At 50.8% G+C, this 13,019-nt stretch carries 9 protein-coding genes; all 9 read left to right on the top strand.

The window, feature by feature from the left end; translation table 11 throughout:
* The first annotated feature begins 242 nt into the window (after positions 1-242).
* Positions 243-3,497, top strand: coding sequence for a spondin domain-containing protein (locus OXG75_06590; GenBank protein ID MCY3625638.1), 3,255 nt, complete (start codon positions 243-245; stop codon positions 3,495-3,497).
* Positions 3,498-3,576: 79 nt separating this feature from the next.
* The gene (locus OXG75_06585; GenBank protein MCY3625637.1) at positions 3,577-5,172 is read left to right on the top strand and encodes a peroxidase family protein; all 1,596 of its coding nucleotides are present in this window, start codon (positions 3,577-3,579) and stop codon (positions 5,170-5,172) included.
* A 155-nt stretch (positions 5,173-5,327) separates the two neighbouring features.
* Positions 5,328-5,783, top strand: coding sequence for a type II 3-dehydroquinate dehydratase (gene aroQ, locus OXG75_06580; GenBank protein ID MCY3625636.1), 456 nt, complete (start codon positions 5,328-5,330; stop codon positions 5,781-5,783).
* A 21-nt stretch (positions 5,784-5,804) separates the two neighbouring features.
* Positions 5,805-7,511, top strand: a complete 1,707-nt coding sequence (recJ, locus tag OXG75_06575) for a single-stranded-DNA-specific exonuclease RecJ (protein MCY3625635.1) — start codon at positions 5,805-5,807, stop codon at positions 7,509-7,511.
* Between the two features lie 92 nt (positions 7,512-7,603).
* Complete coding sequence (locus tag OXG75_06570) at positions 7,604-8,491, top strand: prohibitin family protein (protein ID MCY3625634.1); 888 nt, start codon at positions 7,604-7,606, stop codon at positions 8,489-8,491.
* A 16-nt stretch (positions 8,492-8,507) separates the two neighbouring features.
* Positions 8,508-9,263, top strand: a complete 756-nt coding sequence (locus OXG75_06565; GenBank protein MCY3625633.1) for a prolipoprotein diacylglyceryl transferase — start codon at positions 8,508-8,510, stop codon at positions 9,261-9,263.
* A gap of 9 nt (positions 9,264-9,272) precedes the next feature.
* Positions 9,273-10,604 carry a Trk system potassium transporter TrkA gene (gene trkA, locus OXG75_06560; protein ID MCY3625632.1) on the top strand — a complete coding sequence of 444 codons (1,332 nt, stop codon included), beginning with the start codon at positions 9,273-9,275 and terminating at the stop codon, positions 10,602-10,604.
* The gene (locus OXG75_06555) at positions 10,601-12,058 is read left to right on the top strand and encodes a TrkH family potassium uptake protein (protein MCY3625631.1); all 1,458 of its coding nucleotides are present in this window, start codon (positions 10,601-10,603) and stop codon (positions 12,056-12,058) included. Before trkA ends, OXG75_06555 begins: the two co-directional genes overlap by 4 nt.
* Before the next feature lie 243 nt (positions 12,059-12,301).
* A partial coding sequence (gene ribF / locus OXG75_06550) for a riboflavin biosynthesis protein RibF (protein ID MCY3625630.1) occupies positions 12,302-13,019 on the top strand: 718 nt, incomplete at its 3' end.

The following is a 13,019-nucleotide window of genomic DNA, read 5'->3' as shown; positions in this document are numbered from 1 at the left end:
AGTCTCACGTACCTGTCCCCTTCTCCGAAATCCAGCTGTTCCACTTTCCTTCCTCCGGCATTGTTTTGTATCCACACACACAGCCACCCTGTAATTTGACGGGGGGGGGGGTGAGAGTATATTACTATTGTTTGAAGTTTAACTGGAAGGGTATTTTTAGAAGTGCCTGAAAACCTAAGGGTTTGCTTATTTCTGAGCTTCCAGCACTTGCTTCCACCGTACCCACCCCCTTGGAGAGTTCTTTGCCAGGTTCTGAACCGCGCGGAAGCTGGTTTTCCAGATTTCTCCGCATTGCGCTGGGGTTTGTCCTCGCCGTCATAGTTCTCGGCGCAGAGACTGAAGCAGTTTATGCTCTCTGCGATAACGACCCGGTTTACTACAAATTCACTTTCCAGGGCAATTTCAATAAAAAAAGCTCACCAGTGAGTCTTCCAAGCCCTCATGTGCGATTCACTCAGGTGGTCTGGGGCACGCATAGCAGCCAGGTGAAATTCTGGAACCCGGGATCCATGGCAAGCTTGGCTGTGGAAGCTGTGGCTGAAGAAGGCGAAACCTTTGCCCTTACTAATGAATTCATTGACGCTTTTACAGGCGGCAACATGGCGCTGTGGGGTTCCTTTCCGCCAGGTCGTTATCCCGGCGGGGAGGAAACACTCAGCATACAAATCAAAGTATGCAAGGAAGCGCCCCTGTTTACTGGTTTAACTATGCTTGATCTCTCTCCGGACTGGTTCGTAGGACTCTCGAGTTATTCTCTTCTTGACAGCCAGGGGAACTACATTCCCTCCAGAACGGTGGATCTTTATCCCTACGACGCGGGCACGGAGCAAGGGACTGAATATACTCTGAACAATCTCCCATCCGACCCTTACCAGGTAATCACCAGCATTAAGGGGAAGGGCAAATTTTCAGGTGCGACCGCTCCTGTGGCAAGGATGAAATTCGAACTGATCAATCCGGTGAACCTGAATATCCGCGCACAGGGTGGACAGCAAACCGGGGCAGTCAACCAGACCGAAGGGGGCGGGCCGATTACCATCACCGCCACGCTGGGAAACAGTAACACCTCGAGCAGCGCACTGAGTATTCCAATACGGACAAACAGCAGCCAAACCACAGCACAGTCGGGAGATTATACGGTAGCAAACTCAGTCAGCATTGAAAGCAACACCAAAAGCGGCACAGCAACGTTTAAAGTAACTGATGACAGCAATGACGAGCCGACTGAGACGGTGGTTTTGGAGCTTGGCAGTCCTCTTCCTGCGGGTATCACCGCCGGAACCGGGAATCGGGTCAAAATCACAATTAACGACAACGACGCCACGGTGGTGAGTCTGGCACGCAGCGATACCGGGGCCATAGCCGAAGGCGGTGCGGGGACAAAGGAGAACGCCGAGTTTACGGTGACCTTAGGCCGTGATCTGGTTGCGGGCGAGCGCATTGACGTACCGCTGGTACTGTCCGGATCTGGCGTCACCACGGACGATCTTGAGAGCCTGTCCAAAAAAAGCGGCGGAGATCTTAACACGGGCGTCACCCTTGCGGGGGCCAACACATTAACGCCGACAGTGATTTTCCAAGGTGCGGGTGCAAGTACCGCCACCCTGATTCTGACTCCGAGCGATGATGCTCACACTGAAAATGACGAAACGCTGACCGTGGCGCTGGGTCCTGACGGCAGCGGAACCAACGGTTTTGATCATAGCAGTCTGCGTACGAATGTGGGAGGCGGAGCGGACCCGCACTCAAGCAGCAAAAGCTTTGATGTTGTTATTGAATCCGAGGATGTGACGGCACCGCCGCCTAAGCCTCCAACGCCTAGCTTGCCTTCGGTAAGCATTTCAGGCGGCTCCCCCGTAACGGAGGGAGGAACGGCAACTTTCACTCTGAATGCAAGCCCTGCGCCGACAGCCAGCATTACCGTAAAGGTCAGTGTTGGAGAGTCCGGAAGTTTCGCACGAAGCGGGCAGACAGGATCACGGAGTGTGACTATCGGCACCGGGGGCAGGGCAAGTCTTACCGTAACGACGGAGAACGACAACAGGAACGAGCCGAACGGCAGCATCACGGCAACGCTTGCAGGTGGAAACGGCTACAGCGTGGGATCTCCAGGTTCCGCATCCGTTAGGGTCAAAGATAATGACGTACCGACTGTAAGCATTTCAGGCGGTTCCGCCGTAACGGAGGGAGGAACGGCAACTTTCACTCTGAATGCAAGCCCTGCGCCGACAGCCAGCATTACCGTAAAGGTCAGTGTTGGAGAGTCCGGAAGTTTCGCACGAAGCGGGCAGACAGGATCACGGAGTGTGACTATCGGCACCGGGGGCACAGGCAGCCTCACCATAAGGACTATGGATGACAGTACGGACGAACCGGACGGGGTTATCAAGGTGACAGTGACAAGCAGTGGGCAGAGTTACTCAGTGTCTCCAATCTATTATAGTGCCTCTGTTACTGTCAAAGACAATGATGACGATCTGCCTGCAACTGATAATGACAGCCCGCCGCCAACTGTTCCTGATACCGGTGATTCCGACGATGAGCCAAGTCTGGACCGCAGGATACTTGTGGCTATATACAACGTGGCCGGGGGAGGAAGATGGACCCGGCAGGACAACTGGGTCACCGGGGCGCCAGTTACCACTTGGTACGGAGTTATTGCTGACTTGGAGGGCAGGGTAACGGGGCTTATACTTGAAGACAACAACCTTGAGGGAGGGATCAACGGGGATATAGGGGAGCTTGGGAAGCTTAAGGTTCTCTACATGAACAATAACAAGCTTGAGGGAGCTATTCCCGTGGCACAGCTTAGAGCCCTTGAATCACTTGAAGAACTTGCTTTATGGGGCAACAAGGGAGACTTATGGGGAACGATTCCCGACGAACTCGGAAAAAAAGTGGACAGAGCGGCGCTTAGAAAGATAAAAGAGGTTAACGGAGTTTCCGTGCTTACGGACTGGTTTACAGAAGACGATGCGGTTTTCGATTATTCAGGCTGGAGTGAGGTTGAAGTAAATGGAAACGACAGGATAAGCGGACTTGATCTGTCAGGGGTTGGGTTAAGAGGATATACCACGGAAGCGATATGGGCCCTTTCGGTTCTTGAGGAGCTTGATCTGTCGGACAATCCAGATTTGAGTGGAGAAATTCCGCTGTCTGTTATGAATGGTAGGCTTGAGTTTCTTGACATAAGCGGGACCGATTTGTGTATTCCCCAAGACGAAGGATTTGAGCAGTGGCTTGGAAGTATAGATTTTACGGACAGCGATAGCGATAACTGCGTTGGAATTGTAACCCTCTTGACAAGTGAACCGGTGCCGGTACAGAGAAGTGAACCTGCCCAAGGGGAAAGCGGTGGAGGATGCTTTGTTGCTTCGGGCAGCGGACTCAACAACGGTATCCCTGAGTTCGCTCTGACGTTTTTTGTGCTGCTCCTGATTTTTCTGGCAGGCAGACGGGGTGCGCAGCATAGGAAAAATCATGGAAATGCCTGCTGAGATGAATTGGTCTTTTCTGTCTCCGCAGCATCTGAATTTGCTCAGTATTTTATTGCTTTGCGCTCTTTTCGCCGTGCCGATGAGTTCCTGCGGGTCAGGCGGGAACGGGAATGAATCCGGAAGGACCGAATACAGAACTATTGATGGAAGTGGCAACAATCTAAGAAGTCCGCAGATGAATAAGGCTGGCGCTCAATTCGTTCGCCTTGCCCGGCCCGCCTACGCTGACGGAATAAGTTCTTTTGCAGGACCGCGCCGCCCCAATCCCAGAAACATCAGCAACATTGTACACTCTCAGGAAGAACTGATTTCCAATCCGGACTCAACAACCAATTTCATGTGGCTGTGGGGGCAGTTCATTGACCATGATGTCACTTTTACAGATGATTTCAGAAACGACCCGGCCAACATTAAGATTCCCAATGGCGACGAAATCTTTGATCCACAGGGAACGGGCACGGCTGAAATATTTTTCAATCGCTCCGTACATGATCCTGATACAGGCACGGCAATCGATAATCCTCGCCAGCAAATAAATGCAGTCACAGGATGGATTGACGCGTCGACCGTTTACGGCTCCGATACGATACGTGCGAACGCGTTACGGACAAACGATGGAACTGGCAAGCTCAAGACATCCGACGGGAACTTTCTGCCCTATAATGAGCAGCAGTTCCGCAACTCTCGTTTCCAGTTCTCAACTTTTTTCCTTGCAGGGGATGAACGGGCTAACGAGAATATAGGTATTCTCTCAATCCAGACGCTTTTCATGCGTGAGCATAACAGGTTTGCCGAAGAAATTGCCTCGCAGAACCCCGATTTGTCCGGTGAGGAAATCTACCAGCGAACAAGACGGATAATCGGAGCCCAAATACAGGCGATTACCTATAATGAATTTCTGCCCCGACTGCTGGGACCCGACGCTCTCCCTCCTTACTCTGGTTATGATGATTCAACTCCCTCAGGCATTGCGAATGTATTCACCTCCGCCGCCTTCCGGGTAGGGCACACTTTCCTTGATCCGGAAATTCCACTTGTCGACGCACAGGGCAATGAGACCCGGGCGGTGGCACTGAAAGATGCTTTTTTCAAACCGGAGATAGTTGAGGACGAGGGTATCGACTCGATACTCAGAGGTTTTGCTACCAGCAAGCACCAGAGAGTGGATGCTTTCATCGTTGATGACGTCCGAAACTTCCTGTTCATAGACATATTCCCGACTGGAGCACCGTCGCTTCAGGGTCTTGATCTTGTAACCCTCAACATTCACCGCGGCAGGGATCACGGGCTGCCGAGCTACAACGACATGCGTGAAGAGCTTGGACTTGAGCGGAAGGAAAGTTTCTCCTACATAACTTCCGACCCGGATGTAGAGAGAAGGCTTCGCGAGGCCTATGGAACCAGTGAAGATGGTACGGACAATACGGACAACATGGATATCTGGAGTGCGGGAATTGTCGAAGATCGTTATGGTAAATCCATGCTCGGCGAGCTTTTTCACACGATCATATCCCACCAGTTCAGGGTATTGCGCGATGGCGACCGTTTCTGGTACCAGCGCACTTTGTCGCCGGAGGAACTAAAAGAAGTGCGGGAAACGAAGCTTGCCGACATTATCCGCAGGAACACGGAAATCGGAGAAGAAATCGGCGATGACGTTTTTGTTATCGAGTAAGGGCATACAAGGATGAACATCCCGGGAAAGGTTCCCGCCTTGCGGTAACGTCCCCTGCAAACAGGCATTTTCTTCTCAATTGAGCAAGACTGAATGGCGACCTCGCTTGGTTTTTCTCAGCCTTTTAATTATCATTACTCTCGGTATTTTGTCCCATGGAAATCCTTGTCGTAAATGGTCCGAATCTCAATATGCTGGGCAAGAGGGAACCTGAGATTTACGGAAGTCTTACCCTCTCTGAGATTGAATCTTTTCTTTCTTCGAAAACCGATTCTGTGGGCGGAGATGTCGGACTTTGCTTCTTCCAGTCGAATTCAGAGGGGGAGATAGTCACCGCCATACAGGATGCCTACGGGAAGTTCGACGGAATAGTCATAAACCCCGGTGCCTATACACATACAAGTGTAGCCATAAGGGACGCCATACTCTCAACCGGAATGCCTGTTGTGGAAGTTCATATTTCCAACATATACAAAAGGGAGGACTTCAGGCAGAAATCGTTTGTCTCGGGAGTATCGCTCGGCGTGGTATCGGGTTTCGGGGCGCACAGTTATTACCTCGGGCTTTTGGGACTGGCTGAGCACCTGAGAAAAGAAAGCGTCTCTTCCTGAACTCTTCTCCGCGGAATTCTTATGAATAAAAGAAAATGGGTAGTGGCAAAACCGGCTAAGGGGCCGGTTGAGAGGATTTCGGCAAAGCTCGGCATCCTGCCGATAACCGCGGGACTTCTGGTAAATAGGGGAATAAATTCCGCTCAAGACGCCGAGGCGTTTCTTTCCGCGTCCCTCTCGGACCTGCCTTCCCCCTTCCTGATGAAAGGCATGGAGGAGGCGGTGGCGCGCCTTTGCAGGTGCGTTTACGAAAAGGAAAAAATCGCCGTTTACGGAGACTACGATGTTGACGGCGTCACGGCTACCTCTCTTCTGACGGGTTTTCTGAGAGCCCTCGGCTGCGACGTTACCTACTATATTCCCGACAGGTTCAAAGAGGGTTACGGAGTGAACTCCAAGGCGCTTCGCGATCTTAAGGAGAGGCAGGTAAACCTCGTAATCTCGGTTGACTGCGGAATCACGGCGGTGGATGAAGTGGCGCAGGCGCGCGCGCTGGGAATGGATTTCATAGTTACGGATCATCACAACTTCTGTGGCCAGTTGCCCGAGGCTGTCGCCGTTCTCAATCCCCGTCAGGCGGACTGCAGGTACCCGGGAAAAGAGGTTTCGGGCGTCGGAGTAGCGTTTAACCTCGCTCTGGCCCTTAGAAGAACCCTGAGGGAGGATGGATTCTTCGAGACCGTCGAGGAACCTAACATGGGAGATTTTCTAGATCTTGTTTCGCTTGGGACCGTCTCTGACCGCGTACCGGTGGGGAATGTGAACAGAGTCATGCTGAAAGAAGGTCTTAAAAGAATGCGGAGTCCCAAGCGTCTGGGCCTGTGGGCCCTTAAAGAGGTAAGCGGCATAAGCGACGGCATAGAGGTATTTGATCTCGGCTTTCGTCTCGGTCCCAGGATAAATGCGGTGGGGAGGCTTGATTCCGCGGACAAGGCGGTTGAGCTTCTTCTTGCCGACAGCGAAGAGGACGCTTTCTTGCTCGCGGAATTTCTTGACAAACGCAACTCCGAGCGTCGCGGTATTGAAGAAAGAATACTGAACGACGCGACCCGGATGGTTGAGTCGGTTCCCGAGTACTCAAATAGCAATTCCCTTGTTCTTTCGTCTCGCGAATGGCACAGGGGAGTCGTAGGTATCGTGGCTTCTTCCTTGGCCGGATCTTACGGAAAACCCGCTTTTCTCATCTCGGTAGACGAAAAGGGCGTGGGCAGAGGAAGCGGGAGGTCCTTCGGAGGAATCAACATATTTTCCGTTCTCTCAAAGTGCAGAGATCTTCTCGTTGAGTTCGGCGGACACGCCTACGCGGCAGGAGTGACGATTCTTGAGGAGAAGGTCGATCTTTTCAGGGAGCGATTTTTAGAAGAACTTGAAAAAAGCGGCCAGAAACCTGAGAGCAAGCTTAATATAGACTCAGAAATAAGCCTTGCTTCCATAGATGACACCCTTGTTTCTGAGATTGAAAGCCTATCGCCTTTCGGAGAGGGAAATCCCGAACCCCTTTTTCTCTCGAAGGCCGTTTCTGTGGTGAGTCAGAACCTGCTTAAGAACCAGCATGTCATGTTCAGAGTGAAAAAAAACGGTCCTGTGTTCAGCTGCATCTGGTTTTACGCTTCCCAAAAACGCCTCCCCGAAAAAATGGACCTGGTCTTTTCTCTGCGCTTTAATGTCCGAAGCGGGGAGAGGGAGCCCCGCCTTTTCATAAAAGATGCAAGGGAGGCTCTCCAGTGAACCTCAGGATCCAGACTTTTTTATGGGTCTATGTTTTCGGATAACTGTTGTTATAATGTTATGAGCACGTAGCATATAACGGAGGTATGTTTATGAGAGTTAGGCGGCAGTTGCCCAAACTTAATATTTTTTACCCGATAATTTTTATCCTGCTGTTTTTTCTGGTGACGGGGGTTTTCGTGATAGTGGAAAGCGGACATGTTGGTGTCGTGCGGACCCTTGGCGCCGTCCAGCCCAAGGCGCTTCCCGAAGGATTCCATATGAAAAAACCTTTCATGGATAAGGTTGAACAGATCGATATCCGTCTTACCGCGGCGAGTGCCAAGGCTGTTTCTGCTTCCAAGGATCTTCAGACGGTACAGACTCAAGTTACTCTCCAGTATTCCATTACGGGAGAACTTGCTCCCGTTATATTTCAGAAGATAGGGAAAAGAAATACTGTGTCGCTGACGCTCATAGAACCCGCGATACAGGAATCCGTAAAGGCCATTACGGCCAAGTACACCGCCGAGCAGTTGGTTACCAAGAGGGCCGAGGTAAAAGTCGAGATACAGGAGGCCATAAACAATTTCATATCAATTACTCTGGACGAGAAGGGGATTTCTCCCAATGCTCTTAGAATAGCCAACATCGCCATAACGGACTTTGATTTCTCGGATGAGTTCAACAAGGCGATTGAACTCAAGGTAAAGGCGGAGCAGGAAGCGCTTCAGGCCAAAAACGAGAAAATAAGAAGAGTAACTCAGGCTGAAGCCGCCGCGGAGGAGAAAAAGCTCGCCGCAAGCGCCCAGGCTTTCGAGATAGAAGTGGCTTCCAAGGCAAGAGCCGCGGCGATCGAGAGAGAAGCCAAGGCGCTTCGGAACAACCCGCAGATTATTCAACTTCGAATAGCGGAGAAGTGGGACGGCACCCTTCCCAGATTCTCGGGTGGCGACGCTGTACCCCTGCTAAACTTGGATTCTCTTCTGAAAGAAGAGTAATCCAGGGAGACACCATATGTATCCGGTACTCTTAGATCTCGGCGGAGGTCTGGTCATCTATTCGTATTCGGTATTTCTCGCGCTCGCATATCTGGTTGGTTACTGGGTGGTTTCCGCGGATGTAAGCCGCAGGAAAATGGACCCGACACTTCCTTCTACTCTCCTGCTTGCGTGCTTTATCGCCGGGCTTGTGGGAGCCAAGATCCTTTTTCTTTACCAGAACGTCACTTTGACCGAATTTCTTGCTAACCCGGCGCGCTATTTCGCCTCGGGGTACGCTTCGGTAGGAGGTCTGGTCGGGGTATTTTGTGCCCTGTGGATTGTTTCAAGCCTTAAAAAAACGGATTTCCAAGTGCTTCTCGATATAGTATGCCCCGCACTTATCCTTGGTCACGGGGTCGGAAGGATAGGATGTTTTCTCAACGGCTGCGATTACGGAACCGTGTGCTCCTTGCCTTGGGCAGTTTCTTTTTCCGAGAGAGTCGTCAGTGTCCATCCCACGCAGATCTACGATACCTTGTTTATGGCCTTGCTTTTTGCCTTTCTCTGGAAAATCAGAACCCAAAACCATCCCACGGGTTTTGTCTCGGCAGTGGGGTTCGTGATTCTCGGCACCCAAAGATTTCTGATCGAGTTTATAAGGGAGACTACTCCGAGCTTTATAGGGGGTCTTTCCCAGGCGCAGCTTGTGGCCTTGCTGTTAGTGGTTGTTTTCGGGATAAGGCTGTTCCAGCTCTCAGGTGGCGTCTTGGTGGAGCGTGCGCGGGGTTAATTTGCTGCTATGCGGAGAATTCTGATAATAGGTCTGGGGCAGGTTGGAAATTTCCTCTCAAAGGAGCTTTCCAAGAGCCAGGAAGTTGTGGTTATTGAGAAAGACGCGGAACTCATAGCCAAGGCCAAGGAAACCCAGGATGTCTTGGCAATTGAGGGAACCGGGGACGATCCCGCTGTCCTGAGACAGGCGGAGATAGAAAAGGCCGATGTAGTTCTTGCGGTTACCGGAGATTACAGAACGAATATACTTGCCTCGTTTATCGCCCATGCCTCGGGGGTCAAGAAGATCGTTGCCGAGGTAAAAAACGCGAAGTATGCCGAGTACCAGAGAGTCATAGAAGACTCGAACATCTCGCTAATAAGCTCAAGCAGTATAATCTCGGAGAAGATAAGCGCGCTTATAAGCGCTCCTTTCGCGGGGAGGGTGGAGTTTTTCGCAAGCGGACAGATAGAGCTTCTCAAACTCCGGGTGGATGAAGGGGTGCCCATAATAAACGAGAAGCTGAAAAATTTCGTTAGCAGTCCAAGGAACTGGACTTTCGTCGGGTTGCAGAGGGATCACAAGATAACTATTCCGCGGGGAGATACGGAACTTCGCCCGGGAGATTTTGTATTTGCTCTTGGGGTTCCTTCGGCACTTGAGAAGCTTAAAAAGCTTTTTAACCTGAAAATCCAGAAGGTCCACTCCGTTATCATAGTCGGCGCGGGCAGGGTGGGGTGCGAAGTGGCTTCCGCACTTCACGCTAATGGACTTTCCGTAAGACTCATTGAGAGCGATCATGAAAGGGCCAGGGCTGCGGCCGAGGAGCTTGTCGGAGTGATGGTATTTGAAGGTGACGGAACCGATCTCGAGATACTTAAAGAAGCCGGAGTTGAAAAAAGCGATTACCTGCTTGCGCTTACCGGCGACGATGAAAACAATGTTCTCAGCGCGCTTCTCGCGAAAAATCTCGGCATTGATCGATGCACCGTACTTTATTCGAATCCCGATTACGTGGAAGTGCTCGAAGCTATCGGTATCGACAGGGCCATAAGCGCGAACATGGCTGTGGCGAATGGTATCCTGAACTCGCTTCATCTCGGTGGAGAGGCTAACATAGCGCTTCTTTACGAGGGAGCGGGAGAGATTCTCGAGTTTGATGTAACCGAGCATACTAAGATTCTCGGGATACCCCTTTCTGAGTGCAAAATGCCGCACGATTCGGTCATAGGCGTTTGCATAAGGGACGGGAAGCCGATATTCCCCGGCGGGGATTTCGCCGCGCAGGTCGGGGACCGTCTGGTGGTGTTCTTCCTGCCGACCGCCGTGCAAAAGGTTGAAGAGATACTGGTTTCGTGAACGTTAGGTTCTGTTTTCAGATCACGGGAAAGTTCGTGATGTATCTCGGGCTGCTGATGCTCGTGCCGGCTGTCTGCACGCTTTTTTACCCGGAGGACGATCTCTCTGCTTTCCTGATCTCAGCGCTTATAACATCACTTGCTGGTCTTGCGCTTATGGTTATTTGCCGCATTCCTGAAACTCCGACTGAAATACGAAGAAGAGAAGGTTTTTTGATTGCGGCGCTTTGCTGGATTTTTGCAAGCATTTTCGGCGCCATTCCTTATTATGTTTACGGGGTGTTCGCCAGCCCGGTCGACGCGCTTTTCGAATCGACCGCGGGTTTTACAACCACAGGAGCCACCGCGCTTGTGTCCATTGAGTGGCTTCCCAAGGGAATTCTTTTCTGGAGGAACTTTACTCAGTGGCTTGGCGGCATGGGAATAATAGTTCTGGGAATCGCGATTTTCCCCAGACTTTTTGTCGGCGGGGCGCAGCTAATGGGGCTTGAGACCACGGGACCGACTACTGAGAAGTTCGCTCCCAAAATAGCCGAGACGGCCAAGAAACTCTGGATTGTATACATTGCCCTTACTGCCGTGTTGACGGTGCTTCTCATTTTCGGCGGAATGAGTTTTTTCGAAGCTCTGACGCATTCTTTCAGCACCCTCTCGACCGGGGGTTTTTCCTGTAGGGATGCAAGCATAGGGGCTTATGACAGCGGCTACATACAAGGGCTGATTACGCTTTTCATGTTCCTAGGCGGAACTAGCTTCCTACTTCATTTCTACTTTTTTACCGGGAGACCGGGGAAGCTTCTGAGGAACTCCGAGTTTCGGTTCTATCTCTTCTTTGTAATTGCCGCGACGATGTTCATTGCTCTAGAGCTCATCCAGACCGGTGTTTACGGAACCTTCTCCGAGTCCCTGCGCTACGCTTCTTTCCAGGTGGTTTCAATTATCACCACAACCGGATTTACCACCACGGATTTTGACGCATGGCCGGCTTTCGTGAAATGGGTGATTTTCATGCTGATGTTCTTCGGCGCGTGCGCGGGGTCGACTTCCGGGTCGGTAAAGGGGCTGAGAATTATGGTGCTTTTCAAAAAAGCACATAGAGAGATACGAAGACTCGTTTATCCGAATGTGGTTTCTCCAATAACCATAGGGGGAAAGACAATAAACGAGAAGGCGGTCGCAAGCATAACAAGCTTCTTTATCCTTTACATTCTTCTTTGCGGCTTCATTGCTTTTGTGGTTCTTATGCTTGAGGACATATCTTTGGAATCTGCCGTCTCGGCTGCGGCTGCTTCCATAACCAACGTTGGCCCTGCTTTTGATGAGGTTGGTCCGGCAAATCATTATGCCCACCTTGGGTCGCCTACGAAAATCATTTTATCGCTGGCAATGATCATAGGAAGACTTGAACTCTACACGGTTCTGGTGCTACTTATGCCGTCTTTCTGGAAGAGGTAGAGAAAGTTGCATCCAGCTTAACGGAATAGTTTCTCGGTTAGTAACCATACAAAGACAATGCTTTTATTAACTAGGAAGAATTTTTTCATTCCCCTAAATTAGATCAAGAAAGAATAGATAAGTTCCTTTTGAAAATTGGCAAAACTGAATGTAATCTAGTAAGCATTAGATGCTAATATTGCATTCTTTCCTTCCCCGCCTCCGGCGGGTATTTGTTTTTTACGGTATCGGTTTTCGGAAAACATGAAGATTATTGTTGATCCCAAGCAGCCTCTGGATTTCGAGACCTCGGCGGGCATTGGAAATTTTGACGGCATTCATCTCGGACACAAAGAGATAATAGAGGCTGCAAAACTCCGTTCGCGGGAAAATTCAACACGTTCCTGCGTAATTACATTCAATCCCCATCCGCAGAAAGTTCTCGGCAGAAAGGAACTTTCTCTCATCTTCCCGTTAGGGTGGAGGTTCGAGATGCTTGAGGCTACTGGGATTGATGCGGTTATCTGTCTTAACTTCACCCGTGAGCTCTCAAAGGTAAGCGCGGAGAATTTCATAAAAGATATCCTCCTTGAGCGTCTCAGGATAAAGGACATAGTAGTGGGTCCGGGATTTTCTTTCGGACACAAAAGAAAGGGGAATGTCGATCTCCTCCGTTCCATGGGAGAAACCTATGGCTTTAATACGGTAGTTGCAGAAGTGGCTCGGGTAGATGATCAGGTGGTAAGCAGCAGCGCTATAAGGAACCTTGTAAAAGACGGGGAAATCAGCGAGGCGAACCGGTTTTTCGGTTACGATTACTACATAGAGGGCGTCGTAGTGGAAGGTGAGAGAAGAGGCAGAAAACTGGGTTTTCCTACGATTAACATTGAGACCAAATGGGAGATTCTTCCCAAGCCGGGGGTTTACGCCACCTACATCAGGCTTCCCGACGGCTTCCACGAAAGTATCACCAACATAGGGA

The organism is Candidatus Dadabacteria bacterium, assembly GCA_026705445.1.
In the GTDB taxonomy this organism is placed as follows: domain Bacteria; phylum Desulfobacterota_D; class UBA1144; order Nemesobacterales; family Nemesobacteraceae; genus Nemesobacter.
Note: the sequence above shows the minus strand (reverse complement) of the source record. Positions and strands in the feature narration are given on the sequence as shown.

Coding starts and splice junctions, on each gene's coding strand:
- OXG75_06565 (MCY3625633.1), top strand. CDS start 8,508: ATGTATCCGGTACTCTTAGATCTCGGCGGAGGTCTGGTCATCTATTCG.
- OXG75_06570 (MCY3625634.1), top strand. CDS start 7,604: ATGAGAGTTAGGCGGCAGTTGCCCAAACTTAATATTTTTTACCCGATA.
- trkA (MCY3625632.1), top strand. CDS start 9,273: ATGCGGAGAATTCTGATAATAGGTCTGGGGCAGGTTGGAAATTTCCTC.
- recJ (MCY3625635.1), top strand. CDS start 5,805: ATGAATAAAAGAAAATGGGTAGTGGCAAAACCGGCTAAGGGGCCGGTT.
- OXG75_06585 (MCY3625637.1), top strand. CDS start 3,577: ATGAGTTCCTGCGGGTCAGGCGGGAACGGGAATGAATCCGGAAGGACC.
- aroQ (MCY3625636.1), top strand. CDS start 5,328: ATGGAAATCCTTGTCGTAAATGGTCCGAATCTCAATATGCTGGGCAAG.